This window comes from Mycobacterium sp. E342 (assembly GCF_001667665.1).
GTDB lineage: Bacteria > Actinomycetota > Actinomycetes > Mycobacteriales > Mycobacteriaceae > Mycobacterium.
Genome location: NZ_LZJM01000130.1, coordinates 1 through 17,232 on the forward strand (window position 1 = coordinate 1; position 17,232 = coordinate 17,232).

Annotated in this window: 16 protein-coding genes; 5 read left to right on the plus strand and 11 right to left on the minus strand. The window is 67.6% G+C overall.

Annotated features, from left to right (window positions below):
- The 3 genes from A5692_RS08340 to A5692_RS08350 form a co-directional block, all read right to left on the minus strand.
- The coding region (locus A5692_RS08340) for a heparan-alpha-glucosaminide N-acetyltransferase domain-containing protein (RefSeq protein ID WP_156765983.1) at positions 1–937 on the minus strand (937 nt) is incomplete at its 3' end.
- Between the two features lie 75 nt (positions 938–1,012).
- A complete protein-coding gene (locus A5692_RS08345; protein WP_068054566.1) occupies positions 1,013–2,131 on the minus strand; it encodes a sensor histidine kinase in 1,119 nt (372 codons plus the stop codon).
- Positions 2,128–2,781, minus strand: a complete 654-nt coding sequence (locus A5692_RS08350; RefSeq protein ID WP_197509214.1) for a response regulator transcription factor — start codon at positions 2,779–2,781, stop codon at positions 2,128–2,130. The genes A5692_RS08345 and A5692_RS08350 overlap by 4 nt, the downstream gene beginning before the upstream one ends.
- A 549-nt stretch (positions 2,782–3,330) precedes the next feature.
- Here A5692_RS08350 and A5692_RS08355 point away from each other — a divergent pair.
- On the plus strand, positions 3,331–3,543 hold the full coding sequence (locus A5692_RS08355) for a hypothetical protein (RefSeq protein ID WP_068054569.1): 213 nt from the start codon (positions 3,331–3,333) through the stop codon (positions 3,541–3,543).
- 38 nt (positions 3,544–3,581) lie between these two features.
- Here A5692_RS08355 and A5692_RS08360 read toward each other — a convergent pair whose 3' ends face one another.
- From A5692_RS08360 to A5692_RS08380, 5 genes are all read right to left on the minus strand, one after another.
- Positions 3,582–4,715 (minus strand): sensor histidine kinase, encoded by a 1,134-nt coding sequence (locus tag A5692_RS08360; RefSeq protein ID WP_068054573.1) that lies wholly within the window; start codon positions 4,713–4,715, stop codon positions 3,582–3,584.
- 249 nt (positions 4,716–4,964) lie between these two features.
- Positions 4,965–8,498 (minus strand): DNA polymerase III subunit alpha, encoded by a 3,534-nt coding sequence (dnaE, locus tag A5692_RS08365; RefSeq protein WP_068054576.1) that lies wholly within the window; start codon positions 8,496–8,498, stop codon positions 4,965–4,967.
- 68 nt (positions 8,499–8,566) lie between these two features.
- Positions 8,567–8,998: an SRPBCC family protein gene (locus tag A5692_RS08370; RefSeq protein WP_068054579.1), complete on the minus strand. Its 432-nt coding sequence runs from the start codon at positions 8,996–8,998 to the stop codon at positions 8,567–8,569.
- Between the two features lie 222 nt (positions 8,999–9,220).
- Positions 9,221–10,024, minus strand: a complete 804-nt coding sequence (locus A5692_RS08375) for an SDR family oxidoreductase (protein WP_068054582.1) — start codon at positions 10,022–10,024, stop codon at positions 9,221–9,223.
- A gap of 4 nt (positions 10,025–10,028) precedes the next feature.
- Positions 10,029–11,069: an SDR family NAD(P)-dependent oxidoreductase gene (locus A5692_RS08380; protein ID WP_068054585.1), complete on the minus strand. Its 1,041-nt coding sequence runs from the start codon at positions 11,067–11,069 to the stop codon at positions 10,029–10,031.
- A gap of 285 nt (positions 11,070–11,354) precedes the next feature.
- Here A5692_RS08380 and A5692_RS08385 point away from each other — a divergent pair, with 285 nt between their 5' ends.
- Complete coding sequence (locus A5692_RS08385; RefSeq protein ID WP_068054588.1) at positions 11,355–11,765, plus strand: group 1 truncated hemoglobin; 411 nt, start codon at positions 11,355–11,357, stop codon at positions 11,763–11,765.
- A gap of 125 nt (positions 11,766–11,890) precedes the next feature.
- Complete coding sequence (locus tag A5692_RS08390) at positions 11,891–12,652, plus strand: class I SAM-dependent methyltransferase (RefSeq protein WP_068054609.1); 762 nt, start codon at positions 11,891–11,893, stop codon at positions 12,650–12,652.
- A 49-nt stretch (positions 12,653–12,701) separates the two neighbouring features.
- Here the strand turns inward: A5692_RS08390 and A5692_RS08395 are convergent, their stop codons facing one another.
- Positions 12,702–13,628 carry an RluA family pseudouridine synthase gene (locus A5692_RS08395; protein WP_068054591.1) on the minus strand — a complete coding sequence of 309 codons (927 nt, stop codon included), beginning with the start codon at positions 13,626–13,628 and terminating at the stop codon, positions 12,702–12,704.
- The gene (gene lspA, locus A5692_RS08400; protein WP_082962467.1) at positions 13,625–14,209 is read right to left on the minus strand and encodes a signal peptidase II; all 585 of its coding nucleotides are present in this window, start codon (positions 14,207–14,209) and stop codon (positions 13,625–13,627) included. The genes A5692_RS08395 and lspA overlap by 4 nt, the downstream gene beginning before the upstream one ends.
- A gap of 70 nt (positions 14,210–14,279) precedes the next feature.
- Here lspA and A5692_RS08405 point away from each other — a divergent pair, with 70 nt between their 5' ends.
- Complete coding sequence (locus tag A5692_RS08405) at positions 14,280–15,206, plus strand: asparaginase (protein ID WP_068054612.1); 927 nt, start codon at positions 14,280–14,282, stop codon at positions 15,204–15,206.
- On the opposite strand, the gene A5692_RS08410 is transcribed toward A5692_RS08405, so the two are convergent.
- On the minus strand, positions 15,171–16,559 hold the full coding sequence (locus tag A5692_RS08410) for a DNA polymerase IV (protein ID WP_197514396.1): 1,389 nt from the start codon (positions 16,557–16,559) through the stop codon (positions 15,171–15,173). The genes A5692_RS08405 and A5692_RS08410 overlap by 36 nt on opposite strands.
- 47 nt (positions 16,560–16,606) lie before the next feature.
- Here A5692_RS08410 and A5692_RS08415 point away from each other — a divergent pair, with 47 nt between their 5' ends.
- The gene (locus A5692_RS08415; protein ID WP_068054600.1) at positions 16,607–17,107 is read left to right on the plus strand and encodes a hypothetical protein; all 501 of its coding nucleotides are present in this window, start codon (positions 16,607–16,609) and stop codon (positions 17,105–17,107) included.
- The last annotated feature ends 125 nt before the right edge of the window (positions 17,108–17,232 follow it).

The window sequence follows — 17,232 nt, forward strand, 5'->3', positions numbered from 1 at the left end:
CAGCGCGCGGGATCCGATTCGCCACCGAGATGCAGCACGCCACCACGATGATCGCTATGCCTAGACCGCCGAGAATCTCGAATGGTGTACCGGTGTGCCCCTCGGCGTTGAGCAACGACGTCCACCGCACATCCGCCCCAGAGTTTCCGGTTGTCCCATGTGATTCGTCGAATGAGGCGACCGCGGCACCATTGACGGTCTTACCCAAAACCCATGCGCCGCCGTAAGCGAGCACGGCGACCGAAGCACCGCCTGCAATCAGCACCCGACGGACAGTCGATCGTTGTAGCTCGAGCCGGCCCAGCGCGATCCCGCCGATCACGAACGGCGTCCACGTCAGAACCGGGTAGCCGCCAGTGAGAAACAGATTCGTCAGACCGTCGCCCCCTATCCGACTGAGGGGATCGAACCGCTCGGCCGCCTTCAAAGGTGTGATGACGGCCGGGTGGCGCAACATGATCGACACGATCGGAGTCAGAACCGCGAGGACTGCAGCGATTCCAAGGTTTGTGGCCGGTCGCAATCGCAAGAACGGCAACACGATCAGGAAAAGGATGCCGTAATACGCCAGGATCACCGGTATCGCCGTGCCCCATATTGTCAGGCCCGTGCCGATTGCGAAGATGATGCCGGCACGCACCACAACCCGCCGCTTAAGCGCAGCGGGCACAGTTTGACCAGCGGTGCGCGGGCCACCGGTGACCAATGCCAGAGACAAACCGGCCAAGGTGGCGAACAGTATCGAGGCTCGGCCCTGCGAGGCGTACGCCATCGGACCCGCCACGCCGCCCGCTCTAGGATCCGGCCCCACATGGACGGCAAACATTCCCAATACCGCTAGGCCCCGTGCCAGATCGACGCCGGTGATCCGGCCGGCAACGGATGGTTGAGACTCGTCATCACCGACGGCGGTAGGTTCGTCAACTAATCCAGTCACTGTGCAATCGTGCTGGATCCAACGGTATTGCGGCACCGGGCAACTGGCTATTCCGCGCGACCAACCGGCCAGACCTTAGACGTGGGTGGGCAGCCTGATCTGTAGTTGGTAGCCGCCGTCGCTGAGATGGGTTGCGTGCAGGGTGCCGCCAAGTAGTTCGGCGCGCTCACGCAAGCCGAGCAGTCCCTGCTGGGCGCTGGGCAGCTGGTCGGGAGGCCGGTGGGGCTTGCTGTTGGTCAGTGTCAACCCCACTCGTCGCCGGTCGATCGACAACTCGACGCAGGCGGTGGCGCCGGGAGCGTGCTTGGTGACGTTGGTCAGGCCTTCTTGCACGGCTCGGTAGATGACACGCTGTACCACCGCTGAAGGGGTGATGGCGGCGTTTGAACGTGTCCTGACTACCGCCGACACACCGGATCCGGCAACGAGGGTGGCCACATCATCGAGTCCCGGTTGCGGTGCCGGCGCGGCGGTGTTGCCGCCAGCCGCCCGCAGTACTCCCACCATTTCCCGGAGCTCGTCGAGGGTCTTCACGCACAGCGCGCGGATCGTCTCAGCTATTCGCACGGTGGCATCGTCGGGCGCGGTGACCTGCAGCGCACCCGACTGCACCGCGATCAGGCTGACTTGATGCGACACCACGTCATGCATCTCGCGGGCCAGATCCGCGCGTTCTCGCGCCAGCGCACGCTCAACGAGCAGCTCCTCTTCATGCCGGTGGGCGCGCTCGATCTCGGCCAGCTTGCTCGACAGCTCGGACCGGGCTCGCACGAGCAGGCCGAGCAACACCGGCGCGACTGCGAAAATGATGCCGTAGAGGGCGGACCACGCGGTGCCCAGACTCCAGTAGGACTCCTCCTCCCGCCACGGCGCGGAATAGCAGACGAACACGATCAGTGCGCACGCGATTAGCCCGCTTCGGGCCGGTCGTCGTTCCGCCACCGTGAACAAGCCCACCATGGCGGCCAGCACGCCATAACCGATCACCGTCGCGGGGACCGTCAGCGCGAAAGCCACGTAGGGGGCGCGGGCGCGGAAACACAAGCCGACAATGCCGACAGCAGCCGCCAAAATCCAGCCCGGAGAATGGGTCTCGCTGGTGAGGATCGATACCGTGGCGTCAGCGGCCGCCAGTACGATCAAGATGCCGTTGATCGCATGTTGACGGGTCCCCGACGGGAGCGACGTCGTCACGTCGGATCACGCTCCAAAATCCCTGCACGTTGGGCGATGATTGCGGCTTCCACTCGCGTCTTGACCGAGAGCTTGGCGAGAATCGAGCTGACTTGGTCCTTGACGGTGCCAACACTGGAAAAAAGCTTAGAGGCGATCTCGCCGTTGGAGTAACCGCGCGCCACAAGCAGCAGCACGTCGACCTCGCGTGCACTCAGGCCGCCAACTTTGCTTGCCGCGACACGATCGACGGGGTCCGCCAGGTAACCCGCGATCACCTTTGGGCTGACCTTGTCCGAGAGCACCAGCCCACCGGCGGCCAAGCTGCGCACCATCGCGGGAAGTTGGACGGGGTCGGTGTCTTTCAAGAGGAATCCGGCGGCACCCAGTCGCAGCGCCGAGGCGATGTATTCGTCGGCGTCGAAGGTCGTCAGCATCGCCACCACGGGTGACCAGTCGGCGGCCATGAGTTCGGCCAACACGGCCAAACCATCCTTTCCGGGCATCCGGATATCCAGCAACACCACATCCGGTTGGTGCTCGGCGATCAGCTCCACGGCATGGACACCGTCGGTGGTGGCGACCACGTCAACGTCCGGAGCCGCTGACAGGATCAGCTCGAAGCCCGACCGGATCAAGGCTTCGTCATCGACAATGACCACGCTGATCACGAGACGGGACCTCCTCATGCACCGACGGTCTCTGCGGTGAAGGTACTCGCAACCGCGGACGCAGTTCATCGGCCGACCCAACATCCAGCCAACTGGCTGCCAAAACTGGCCACCTGAGGTTGCGCCGTATCGGCTCGACTGAGCGCGCCGCGACGTTTAGAGTCGAACCTCTCCCGCCAAGCACACGAAGACGGCGCGCCGAGCGCCGAATCCAGCTAGCCGGGTAAGCGCGTCCATCCACTCGGATGGCTAAAACCGACACCTGCCGGATTTCGGTTTCGGATCCGGGCCGTCAAGGTCGTATCGATGAGTCAAAGAACTGCGCAGCCGGGTCAATTCGGCGCGAGGGGCACTTTGAGTGAGTCTCGTCTCAGGTTCAGGCTTGCGGCGGGTCTGATCCTCGCCGTCGCGGCATTGACGGCCTCGGGCTGCACGGCGCCGTTGACTATCAAATGCAACTCGCCCTTCACCTGCACAGGCTGAAACCGGTCACAGTCAAGGCTGGGGGGATCGTTTCTCAGAGCACATTTTGCTGATCGGAAAGAAATATTGGACGTCAACAGCTTTCGGGGTGCCGAGCAATTCATCCAATTGTGGTGTCTCTACGAACGCGGGTTTTCGGAGGGCATGGCCGCGGCGATCCGGCTGGTCGAGGAATTAGTGTGCGGCGACGACACAACGGATCACCAACGGGAAGTGTTGCTTGTGCTCGCCGACTCGCTTCGGAAAGCGAAGAAGACGCGGGTGTTCGGTGATTCGTGAAATCGACGCGGGTGTGAGCCTCTGTAGCCGCGTCATGGTCAAACATGTGTGGGTAGCGTCATCGACATTTGGTAGCCGCCGTCACTGAGCGGGCCTGCGCATAAGGTGCCTCCGAGCAGTTCGGCGCGTTCGCGCAGACCCGGCAGCCCCTGTTGCGCCCCGGGCAGTTGGTCAGGTGGGCGGTCGGGTTTGCTGTTAATGAGCCGCAGACTCACGTGGCCGTGGTCGATCTGTAGCTCGACCGTGGCGGTGGCCCCTGGAGCATGCTTGGTGATGTTGGTCAGACCCTCTTGTACTGCGCGGTAAATGGTGTGCTGCACTACGGGCGACGGGATGATCGCGGTGTCGGGACGAGATCTGATGACAGCTGGCACGCCGGAAGCGGCGACCAGGCTGTCAATATTCGCAAGCCCGGGTTGAGGTGTGACCTCGGCAGTTTGGCTTGCGGATGCGCGCAGTACTCCGACCATTTGGCGCAGTTCGTCGAGCGTCTGCACGCTGAGTGCCCGTATTGTCCGGGCTGCTTGTGCGGTGGCGTCGTCGTTCGCGGTGACCTGTAGGGCGCCGGACTGCACCGCGATCAGGCTCACTTGATGTGACACCACGTCGTGCATCTCCCGCGCGAGGTCGGCGCGTTCGCGTGCCAGCGCGCGCTCGATGAGCAACTGCTCCTCGTGCCGGCGTACGCGCTCAATCTCGTCCAGCTGACTCGACAGATCGGCTCGGGCCCGAATCAGCAAACCAAGCAAGATCGGTGCAACCGCGAAGACTACGGCGTATAGGGCAGCCCAGACGGTGCTCAGAACCGAATACGGGTTCGCCCACGGCTCGGTGAAGCAGATGAACGCGGTGCCCCCGCAGACGCCCAGCGCGCGGAGCGACGGCCGCCTTCGCGCCACCGTCAACAATGCCACCTGGGAAGCGAGCATGCCGGTGGTGACTGCCGCAGCGGGAATGGTTAACGCAAAAGCCAGATAGGGAGCGCGGTGACGGAAAAACAATCCGACTATCGCGACCCCGGCCAACAGCAGACTAAAGCGCGTTGACAATGCCAGGCCAGGGACATAAGCCTGGCTGTACAGGGTAGATACCGTGCCGTCGGTCGCCGCGAGCGCAATCAGCGCGCCATTGATGACACGCTGATGTCGAATCGACCAGAGACGGGCGATCATGCCGGATCGGGATTCGGCATTCCAGAACGCTTGGTGATGCGTTTCGTGATCGCCATGCGAGTGACCTTATCTGAGCGTACGATCCCGTCCGCGACACGTTCCGCACCATCGCGAGTACTTGCACAACATCGTTGTCTGCAGCAGAAACCGGGTTGCGCGGCTATGTCAAAGTCATGTGCTCGCAAAGGACCAACTCAAAGCGCGATTCAATCAATGCTTGGGCATGAACCCTGACGCCCGAGCCGCGGCCTAGCTGCCCAGGCAACCCGGGCCGAGCAGCTCCTTGAGGTCCCCCATCAGCGCGGGCGAAGGTGTCACCCGCAGCGAGGCGTCCAGTTCCAGGGTGGTGATGCGGTCCCCGCTGATCAGCCGCAGATGCACCTGCGCTGTGCCGGGGTGACGCGCCAGCACCTGCTTGAGCGCGCTGACCTTGTCGACGGTGCACTGCCGGGTGGGCAGGCTGACCGCGATCGGCCGGTTCGGCTGGGCGTTGGAAAAGTCCGGCACCACAAGGTCGTTGGCGATCAGGCTGATCCGGTCGTCGCGGATGGCGACCTTGGCGTTGATCAGCACCACCGCGTCGTCGGCGATGTCGGCGCCGTAGGTGGAATAGGCGTGCGGGAAGAACATCACCTCGATGCCACCGGTGAGGTCTTCCAGTTGCGCTGAGGCCCAGGGCATCCCGTTCTTGTTGACCCGCCGGTTGACCGACGCCAGGATGCCGCCGACCCGAACCTGGGTGTCGTTGGGGACGTCGCCGTCAAGGATGGCCGGGATCTGGGTGTCCACCTGCGCCGCCAGCAGGTGCGCCACGCCGTTCAGCGGATGCCCCGACACGTACAGGCCCAGCATCTCCCGCTCCAGGGCCAGCTTGTGCTTGTCCTCCCACTCGTCTTCGGGCACCTTGATGGTGAACACCGACTCGGTGCAGCCGTCCTCGCCGCCGAACAGGTCGAATTGCCCCATCGCCTCGGCCTTTTTAGTGCCCAGCACCGAATCGACGGCGTCGGTGTGCACCAGGAAGAGGCCCTTGCGGGCATGGCTCAGCGAGTCGAACGCGCCCGCCTTGATCAACGACTCCGTCACCTTCTTGTTGCAGGCCGAGACATCGATCTTGTTCAGGTAGTCCGAGAAGTCGGTGAACTTCCCCTTCTCGTTGCGGGTCTTGATCAGCGAACCGACCACGTTGGCGCCGACGTTGCGGACCGCGCCCAGCCCGAACCGGATGTCCTGGCCGACCGACGCGAAGTTCACCAGGGACTCGTTGACGTCCGGCGGCAGCACGGTGATGCCCAGCTTGCGGCAGTCCGCCAGGTAGACCGCGGCCTTGTCCTTGTCGTCGCCCACCGAGGTCAACAGGCCTGCCATGTATTCGGCCGGGTAGTTGGCCTTCAGGTAGGCGGTCCAGTAGGACACCAGGCCGTAGCCGGCCGCGTGCGACTTGTTGAACGCATACCCGGCGAACGGAAGAATGGTGTCCCACAACGCCTTCACGGCTTTCTCCGAGAACCCGTTGGCGGTCATGCCCTCGTAGAAGCCCTTGTACTCGGCCTCGAGCACCTCGAGCTTCTTCTTCCCCATCGCCTTGCGCAGCGCGTCGGCCTTGCCCATCGTGTAGGAGGCGACCTTCTGGGCGATGAACATGATCTGCTCTTGGTAGACGATCAGACCGTAAGTCTCCGAGAGGATCTCGCGCAGCGGCTCCTCGAGCTCCGGGTGGATCGGCTTGATGGCCTGCCGGGCGTTCTTGCGGTCGGCATAGTCGTTGTGGGCGTTCATGCCCATCGGGCCCGGGCGGTACAGCGCGAGCACGGCGACGATGTCGTTGAACTCGGTCGGCTGCATGCGGCGCAGCAGGTCGCGCATCGGCCCGCCGTCGAGCTGGAACACGCCCAGGGTGTCGCCTCGGCCCAGCAGCTCGTAGGTGGGCTTGTCGTCGAGCGGCACCGATTCCAGGTCGAGGTCAATTCCCCTGTTGGCCTTGATGTTTTCCAGCGCGTCGCCGATGATCGTCAGGTTTCGCAGACCCAGGAAGTCCATCTTCAGCAGGCCGATGGCCTCGCACGACGGGTAGTCCCAGCCGGTGATGATGGCCCCGTCCTGCGGCCGCTTCCACAGCGGGATGGCCTCGGTGAGCGGCTCGCTGCTCATGATCACCGCGCAGGCGTGCACACCGGCGTTGCGGATCAGCCCCTCCAGGCCGCGCGCGGTCTGGTAGATGGTGCGGACGTCCGGGTCGGTTTCGATCAGGCCGCGGACCTCGGCGGCTTCCTTGTACCGCTCGTGCGCCGGATCGGTGATGCCCGAGAGCGGGATGTCCTTGGCCATGATCGGCGGCGGCAACGCCTTGGTGATCCGGTCGGCGATGGCGAAGCCGGGCTGACCGTAATGGATGCGCGCCGAATCCTTCAGCGCCGCTTTCGTTTTGATGGTGCCGAAGGTGATGACCTGGGCGACGCGGTCCTGGCCCCACTTGTCGGCGGCGTAGCGCACCATCTCACCGCGACGACGGTCGTCGAAGTCGATGTCGATGTCGGGCGCCGACGGGCGCTCGGGGTTGAGGAACCGCTCGAACAGCAGCCCGTGCGGGATCGGGTCGATGTTGGTGATCCCCAGCGCGTAGGCCACCAGCGAGCCCGCCGCCGAACCGCGGCCGGGCCCCACCCGGATGTCGACCGACCGGGCGTAGTTGATCAGGTCGGCGACGATCAGGAAGTACGACGGGAAGCCCTTGTCGCAGATGACCTTGATCTCGTACTCGGCCCGGTCGATGTAGTCCTGGCCGACGCCCGTGGGGAATCGCCGCCGCAGCCCGGCCATCACTTCGTGGTGCAGCCAGGTCGCCTGGTCGTGTCCCTCGGGCACCGGGAAGACCGGCATCCGGTCCCGCGGCGCCCACACGTCGTCGTACGGCTGCACCCGTTCGGCGATCAGCAGCGTCGAGTCGCAGGCGCCGGGCACCTCGGCGTCCCAGATCTGGCGCATCTCGGCGGCGGACTTGAGGTAGTAGCCGTCGCCGTCGAACTTGAACCGGTTCGGGTCCGACAGCGTCTTACCGGTCTGCACGCACAACAGCGCCTCGTGGTTGTGGGCGGCGTCGCGGGTGACGTAGTGGCAGTCGTTGGTGGCCAACGGCGGGATGCCGAGCTTGCGTCCGATCTCGAGCAAGCCCTCGCGGACGCGCTGCTCGATGGACAGCCCGTGGTCCATCAGCTCGAGGAAGTAGTTGTCGGCGCCGAAGATCTCGCGCCACTTGGCGGCCGATTCCAGCGCCTCACGGTCGTGCCCCAGCCGCAGCCGGGTCTGCACCTCACCCGACGGGCAGCCCGTGGTGGCGATGATGCCCTCGGCGTGCTCGGCGATGAGCTCGGCGTCCATCCGCGACCACTTGCCGAGCTGGCCCTCGAAGGAGGCCAACGACGAGAGCTTGAACAGGTTGCGCAGGCCGGTGGCGTTCTCGGCGACCATGGTCAGGTGCGTGTAGGAGCCGCTGCCGGAGACGTCGTCGGACTTCTGGCCGGGGTCACCCCACTGGATGCGCCGGGTGTCGAAGCGCGAGCCGGGCGCGATGTACGCCTCGACCCCGATGATCGGCTTGATCCCGGCCTTGGCCGCCGCGTTGTAGAACTCGCTGGCGCCGAACATGTTTCCGTGGTCGGTCATCCCGACCGCGGGCATTCCCAGCCGCTCCACCTCGGCCAGCATCGGCGTGATCTTCGCGGCCCCATCCAGCATCGAGTACTCGGTGTGGTTATGCAGGTGCACGAAGGACGAGTGGTTCATAGGGACGCCAGTCTATGACCGAGCACCGACGGCTTTCGGGCGTGTCGCGAAGTGTGTCTCGAGAGGTTTTATCCGTATAACTCGACGAACTGCTCCAGCGACTTCTGCACGTCGCCCTTGACGGCCCGCGCCGCCGCCGCGCCTACCGGGCCGAACAGTGGACGCCCGCCCAGCTCGAGACGAAGGCCGAGGGTCGAGCCCTCCTCGGCGGCTCGCACGGTGAGCGTCACGGCGTACTTGGCGCCGCCCTTGCCCGAACCCGACAGCGCCACCTCGTGCGGCGGGTCCCACGTGGTCACCGTCCACGTCACCCGGTTACGGAACCCCTTCGCCCGGGCCACGCCCACCACCTGGACGCCCTCGCCGAGCTCGTCGGGCAGATCACTGCGCCAGCCCTCGTGCATCACCAGCCAGTCTCCCAGGTCCGACAGGTCGGAGACGTGGTCCCACATGTCCTGCGGGCTCATCGGTACGTCGGCGGTCAGGTCAACGGCGGCCATGAGCGGAGCCTAGCGCGGCCGCTTCGTCACACCCGCCCCGTGCCGTGCGCCCCCGCTCAGAGGGATGCGGCTCAGAGGGATGCGGCGTTGTGCCCGCCTCGTAGCGACAATCCGAGACCCCCTGCGCGGTAGCCGCCTTTGTCGCTGTGAGGCGGGCACATCGTCAATCGCCCGGCGCAGCGACGGAAGTGACGGCTGTGACCAGGCGGCGGCGCCGCACGCTCAGCGGCTGGGTCCCCCGCGGAAGCGGCTTCCGATCCGGATCCCGGGCAGCAACAGGCCGCGCGGCGCGAACCTGCCGCCGGTGCTGACGACCTTCGGCACCACACCGGGTACCACGGTGCGCCTGCCGGCCAGCATCCCGCTGATCGCCGCCTCGGCGACGTCGCGTGGCGAGACCTGGGCGATGGGAATGCTGAACCGCTCGGCGTTGGCGATCTCTGCCCACTCGGTCGGCACCGGCCCCGGGCACAGACAGGTGACCGACACCCCCGTGCCGTGCAGCTCCTCGTGCACGGCCTCGGAGAACGTCTGCACGAACGCCTTGGTGGCCGAATAGACCGCCATGTACGGCACCGGCTGAAAGCCGGCGATCGAGGCGATGTTCATCACCGCGCCGGCACCGCGCTCGACCATGCCGGGCAGGGCCGCGTGGGTGAGCTCCATCAGCGCCAGCGCGTTGAGGGTGACTTCCTCGCTTTCGCGCTCGAGCGGCAGCTCGTGGAAGACGCCGCTGGTGCCGAAGCCCGCGCTGTTGCACAGGCCGGCGATCGGCTCGGCCCGCAGCCGGTCCGCCAACTTCGCGCGCCCCTTGGAATCGCCCAGATCCAGCGGCAGCACCTCGACCGCCACCGAATACTCCTGGCCCACTTCGTTGGCCAGCTCGTCGAGGCGTTCGCGGCGCCGCGCGACCAGCAACAGCGGGAAGCCGCGGCGGGCCAGGCCGCGGGCCAGTTCGGCGCCGATGCCGGACGAGGCGCCCGTGATGACGACGGTGGTCTGAATGTCGGGTTTGGGAAGGCTCATGATGTCACCAATGTATCCCGCGGGTCGCCCGCACAAACGTCTCGCTTCGTTTGTCGAATTGCTGTGACTCGCTTGCCGATTCGTCACCTCGGGCGGCGTCGGAGTCACCGAACATGGCGAACGCCCGGTTGCGCACCCGGTCCATCACCGCCGGGTTCACGGCGTCGGCGACGGCGGCGAACTGCCCGAACGGCGAGCTGGCCCGCCGGGGCCTGTGCACGATGGCGTCCGCGATCACCCCGGCCGCCTGATCCGGCGTCAGCGCCGGGAACTTGTCGTAGAGCGTCGTCGGGCTGATCATCGGCGTGCGCACCAGTGCCATGTGCACGGTGGTGAACTTGACGCCGTCGTTGACGGTTTCGGCCTGCAGGGAATCGCACAGGCTGTCCAGCGCGGCCTTGCTGGCGATGTAGGCGCCGAAGCGCGGCGCACGTGTCTGCACGCCCACCGAGGAGACGTTGATGATGTGCCCGAATCCGCGTTCCCGCATCCCGGGGATGAATTTGAGGATGAGCTGGACCGCGCCCAGGTAGTTCAGCTGCATGGTCCGCTGATAGTCGTGAATCCGGTCGTAGGACAGCTCCAGCGAACGCCGGATCGACCGCCCCGCGTTGTTGATCAGGATGTCGACCCCCCCGAGGTCGCCCAGCACCTGGTCGGCCATCGCGGCGATCGCGTCCATGTCGGACAGGTCGCACGGATAGACGTGGGCGGTGCCGCCGTCGCCATGAATCTCGGCGGCCACCTTTTCCAGGTTTTCCCGGGTCCGCGCGACCAGCACGACCGTGCCGCCCGCTTCGGCGATCTTCTTCGCGGCGGCCTCGCCGATGCCCGACGATCCCCCGGTGATCAGGACGGTCTTGCCCGCGACCGCCTCGTCGAGCGTGCGGCCCTGGACGGCGTCCAGCAGATTCCTCAGGTAGAACGGCCGGTAGCGCCCCGCGGAGTTGGGCGTGTTGACGAGGTGAGACACCGCCGCGATCGGCTTCTCCACCAAGTTCGCGAGCGGCTTTTCGACCAAGCTCGTCAAGTCACCAAGATTCATCGGCTTTCGCTCCTGATGGTGTCGGCCCCCCGACCGCAATTGGCCTGCCCGTTGACCACGATCGCCTGGCGGGGCGGTGTGCATGATGTGACGTGAGTCATTGAGCCAACCTATGGCATAGGTCCGCCGGCCCGATGCAGATTTCGGGCTTGTAACGCCCGGCGCACGTCTCACGGTCGGGCGAGCACAACCGTCAATAGGCGGCAATCCGCTTGTTACGCAAGGATATCCGCGTGTGATCGCGAACTAACTGGCGAGCAATGCCGAGATGTTCCAATCGCACTTATGAAAATTCTGGCACGCTTCCGCAAACCCGAGCCGGTCGCCATCTACGACCGGATCGGTGGGCACGAGGCGATCGAAGTCGTGGTCGAGGACTTCTACGTTCGGGTGCTTGCCGACGACCAACTCGCGGGCTTCTTCACCGGTACCAATATGAACCGCCTCAAAGGCAAGCAGGTGGAGTTCTTCGCGGCTGCCCTCGGCGGCCCCGAGCCCTACACCGGCGCGCCGATGAAGCAGGTGCACCAGGGGCGCGGCATCACGATGCACCACTTCAACCTGGTGGCCAGGCACCTGTCCGACGCGCTCGCGGCGGCCGGGGTCCCCTCCGAGACCGTCACGGAGATCATCGGTGCGATCGCACCGCTGGCTCCCGAGATCGCTACCGGCGAGGCCAATAAGGCGACGGTCTAGCCCGTTCGCCGAGATTGCGGTGAGGGCTGCGGTCGCGGGCGCCAGGACGACCGTGGCGGCAATCTCGGCGGGACGCGCCCGAGGGCTGCCGCCGGGAGCGGTGGACGGTGCCTAGCATGCTCGGCATGGGCCGCACATTCGACGACTTCGTGGCGGAGGCCGACGCGGCCCCCGTCGACGGTTGGGATTTCTCCTGGCTGGACGGGCGCGCCATCGAGGAGCGCCCGTCGTGGGGTTACCAGCGGCAGATGAGCCGACGGCTGGCGAGCGCGTCGGCCGCCTGCGACCTCGACACCGGGGGCGGCGAGGTGCTCGCGGGCGCCGAACGGTTTCCGCCGGCGATGGCCGCGACGGAGTCGTGGCCGCCCAACGCGGCCCTGGCCACCCAGCGCCTGCATCCCCGCGGCGTGGTGGTCGTGGTGACCGGGGACGAGCCGCGGCTGCCATTCGCCGACGCTGCCTTCGACCTGGTGACCAGCCGCCACCCGATCGAGGTGCGGTGGCCCGAGATCGCCCGCGTGCTGCGACCCGGCGGCACCTACTTCGCGCAGCAGATCGGGCCCGCGACGATGGCCGAGCTGGTCGAATACTTCATCGGCCCGCAGCCGGAGAAGTGGGCGGAGTTGCACCCCGACGTGCAGGGCGCCGAGGCCCGGGCCGCCGGGATGGAGGTGGTGGACATGCGCATGGAGCGCATGCGGGCCGAGTTCTTCGACATCGGCGCCGTGATCTACTTCCTGCGCAAGGTGATTTGGACGGTGCCGGGCTTCACGGTCGACGCCTATCGCGACCGGCTGCGCGAACTGCAGGAGTGGATCGAGGCCGACGGGCCGTTCGTCGCGCACTCGGTGCGGCTGCTGGTGGAGGCGCGCAAGCCGGCTGAGTGATCGCAAGCGCGGCGAAGCCGGGCGCAGCGGGTCGCGACCATCAGACTGATCAGCCCTCGGCGCGCAGCACGTCCAACGCGTGCTGCAGATCGGCCGGGTAGGGGCTGACAATCTCCATCAGCCTGCCGTCCGCCGGATGGGCGAACGACAGTGAGCGGGCATGCAGCCATTGCCGTTCCAGCCCAAGCCTTTTCGCGAGTTTCGGATCCGCTCCGTAGACCAGGTCGCCGCAGCACGGATGGTGCAACGCGGAGAAGTGCACCCGGATCTGGTGCGTGCGACCGGTTTCTAGGTGCACGTCGAGCAAGCTGGCGGCCTGGAAGGCTTCGATGGTGTCGTAATGGGTGAGGCTGTGCCGGCCCTCCTTCGTGACCGCGAACTTCCACTCGCCGCCGCGGTGGCGTCCGATCGGAGCGTCGATCGTCCCGCTCGAGGGGTCCGGATGCCCCTGCACCAGCGCGTGGTAGCGCTTGTCGACCGTGCGCTGTTTGAACGCCCGCTTCAGCACGGTGTAGGCGCGTTCGGAGAGCGCCACCACCATCACGCCGGAGGTGCCCACGTCGAGACGGTGCACGATGCCCTGCCGCTCGGGAACCCCGGACGTGGTGATCCGGTAGCCGGCGGCGGCCAGGCCGCCGAGCACGGTCGGCCCCGTCCAGCCCACCGACGCGTGGGCGGCCACCGCAGCCGGCTTGTCGACCGCGACGATGTCGTCGTCGGAATACAGGATCGTCATGCCCTCGATGTCGACGGGTGTGTTCTCCACCGGCGGCCGGGCTTCGGGCAGCCGCACCTGCAGCCACGCGCCGCCGGTCAGCCGGTCGGACTTCCCGGCCCGCACGCCGTCGAGTTCGACGCCGCCGTCTTCGGCCAGGGCCGCCGCGGCGCTGCGGGACAGTCCCAGCAGCCGGGCCAGCCCAGCATCCACGCGCATGCCCGCCAGCCCCTCCGGGACAGGCATGGAACGTTCGGTCAACTGCGGTCGGCCTTGCTCCGCCGGCCCACGGTGTCGAAGTCGTAGCCGAAGACCGACAGCACCACCAACAGGATGGCGCCGCCGACCACCGACGGGTCGGCGACATTGAACACCGGCCACCAGCCGACCGACAGGAAGTCCACGACATGGCCGCGCAGCGGGCCGGGCGCCCGGAAGAAGCGGTCGACCAGGTTGCCCATGGCACCGCCGAGAATCATCCCCAGCCCGACCGCCCACCAGGGCGACACCAGCCGCCGGCCCATCCAGAAGATGCCGACCACCACACCGGTCGCGATGAGCGTCAGCACCCAGGTGTAGCCGGTCGCCATGGAGAACGCGGCGCCGGAGTTGCGCACCAGCGTCCAGGTCACCGTGTCGCCGATGATGGGCACCGGCTGACCGGGCGGCAGCAGTTTGACGGCGAGCACCTTGGTGACGACGTCCAGGGCCAGGACGATCGCGGCGACCGACAGCAGCAGGCGCAGCCGCCTCGGCGGCCGCTGCGGCTCGGTGGGGGGCGCGTCCTTGGCCTCGTCGGTTGACGTCACGGGCTCAGTGGATCCTGTGGGTTCCTCGGGCACTCTCACATCATCCCCCAATGCGGACTCGGGCCGGCCGATGTTCGCGGTTGGCGTGCGCGATGATCTCATCATGGGCCGGCTCACCGTCATCGCCACTGGAGGCACGATATCGACCGGCACCGGCGCGGACGGCGTGCACCGGCCCTCCTATGGCGCGGCCGAGCTGGCGGCCGGTCTCGATGTCGACGTCGTCGACGTGCTGGCCGTGGACAGCTCGCAGCTGGTGCCCGCCGACTGGGACCGGATGCGCGGAGCCGTGCGCGCGGCGATCGACGGCGGCGCCGACGGTGTGGTGATCACGCACGGGACCGACACCATGGAGGAGACCGCGCTGTGGCTCGAGCTCACCCATGACGGCGACGTTCCCGTTGTGCTCACCGGGGCCATGCGCAGCGCCGACGCCCCCGACGCCGACGGCCCGGCCAACCTGCGGGCCGCCCTTGCGGTGGCGGGCAGCCCCGATACGCGGGGCCTCGGCGTGCTGGTGTGTTTCGCCGGCCGGGTGCTGCAGCCGCTGGGGATGAGCAAGGTGGCCACGGACGACCTGAGCGGCTTCGCCGGCGAGCTGGTCGGCGCGGTCGACGGCGGTGTCACGCTGGCGGGCACCAAGACGCGGCCCCAGCTGGGCGCCCTCACCGCGGCCGACGCGCCGCGGGTGGACATCGTCGCCGCGTACCTGGGCAGCGACGGGGTGGCCCTGGACGCGTGCGTGGCCGCCGGGGCGCGCGGCGTGGTGCTCGAGGCGCTGGGTTCGGGCAACGCCGGTGACGCGGTGGTCGACGCGGTGCGTCGCCATTGCCGGGGCGGCGTCGCGGTCGCGGTGTCCACCCGCGTCCCGGGCGGCCGGGTCGCTGCCAGCTACGGGCCCGGGCACGAGATGGCGGCGGCGGGCGCGGTGATGGTGCCCCGCTTGCGACCACCGCAGGCCCGGGTGCTGATGATGGCCGGGCTGGCCGCGAAGCTACCGGTCGGCGACGTCATCGCCCGGTGGGGCTGACGGTTCGTCGGACTGCAGGGCCCCCAGGTAGTCCGGCCAGTCCAGCGAATCGACCGGGTTCGCCTTCGTCAGCTCGGCGGTGTCGGCGGGGAACGTCCTGGCCGGGCCCGGTCCCGAGCTGCGGGTTTCGAACCGCGCGGTGACCACGCCGTGGCCGGCGCCCTGCACCCAGCCGTGCCCGAGTTCGGGGTGCGTGACGTCGTCGCCCACCCGCCACCCCGGTTCCAGCTCCGGCCCCGGCGCAAACATGGCCTCCGCCGCCGTCTCGACGTGTTGTCCCTCCGACGTCTCCCCCGCCAGGTCCAGGTCCGGGAACAGCGATTCCTGGCGCACGTCGCTCAATCCCGAAAAGCCCACGCCCAGTAGGCGGATCGGCCCGATCTCGCGCGGGTCGAGCAACAGCCTCCGGGCGACCGCGACCAGCGCGCCGGGCTCGGTCGTCGCGTACGGCAGCGTGGCCGAGCGGGTCAGCGTGCTCATGTCGGATTTCTTCAGCTTCACGGTGACGGTGCGGGCGCCCCGGCCGTCGCGCAGCAGGCGTCGGTGCGCGTGCTCGGCGATCGGGTCGATCGCCTCACGCAGCTGCTCCAGGCTGGTCAGGTCGACGGCGAAGGTGGACTCGGCGCTGATCTGCTTGGCTTCGGCGCGCTCGGCGACGGGGCGGTCGTCGACGCCCCGGGCCAGGCGATGCAGCGCCGGCCCGATCGTCGCACCCAGGATGTTGGCGGCCTCGGCGTCGGTCAGCGCGGCCAGGTTGCCGATCGTCTCGATGCCGAGCCGATTGAGCTTCTCCTCGGCGACTGGCCCGATGCCCCACAACCGCCGCACCGGCAACCCGCCCAGCAGCGACCGCTCCTCGGCGCGCCGGACCACCCGAATGCCGTCGGGCTTCGCCAGGCCCGACGCGATCTTGGCGATCTGCTTGCCCGAGCCGGCGCCGACCGAGGCGATCAGCCCGGTCTGGTCGCGCACCCGTCGCCGCAGGTCCTCACAGAACGACTCGACCTCCTCGGCCGACGCGCCCGCGAGGTGGGGCGGCTCACCGAAGCCCTCGTCGAACGACAGCTGCTCGACGACGGGCACCAGGCTGCGCACGGCGTCGAAGACCCGCCGGCTGGCCACCCCGTACACCACGCCGCGCGGCGGCAACACGACCGCGGTCACCCCGATCAGGCGGCGGGCCTGATGCATCGGCATTGCCGAGCGGGCGCCGTACACGCGGGCTTCATAGCTGGCGCCCGCCACCACACCACGCCCGCCCAGGCCGCCCACCAGCACCGGCCGCCCGCGCAGGGTCGGCCGGGTGAGTTGTTCCACCGAGGCGAAGAACGCATCCATGTCCAGGTGCAGCACCCAACGGGACTCCACGCATCGATGCTATGGGTCTAGCGTCGTTGGGTATGGAGACTGACGGCACCGATGCACCGAGGTCTCGGTGGGAGCGTCTGCGCCATCAATGGGACCAGCGGCTGCAACCCGGCGAACAGGCCACGGTGCTGGCCTGGACGTCGTTCACCCTCACGTTCGCCGGGCTGCGGGCGCTCACGCATTGGATCCGGGCGGGCCATGGCCCCTCGGGGGGCGGTATGTCGTTGGGCGGGAAGCACTTTCACCACTACAACATCGGTATCGGGATGCTGGCGACGGTGGGCGGCGTGGGACTGCGCGGAACCGACCGGCAACGGCGGCATCCGGCGGCGGCCATCGCGTACGGTGCCGCGAACGCCATGATCGTCGACGAGCTCGCGCTGCTGTTGGACCTCAAGGACGTCTACTGGGCACGGGACGGCCGCGAGAGCGTCGACGTCGCTGTCGGACTCATCGCCACCGGCGCGACGGTGGTGGCGGGCATGCCGTTCTGGCCCCACGCCCACCGCGCGCTGCGCCCGCATCGGGGCTGACACCAGCGCGACGTCTACCCGGGCGGGCCGGACCATGCGCCGCGGTGCCCGCCTCTCAGCGACAACTCGTGGTCCCCTCGCGCATTGTCGCTACGAGGCAGGCACTCTGGTGTCCGCTCCGCCCA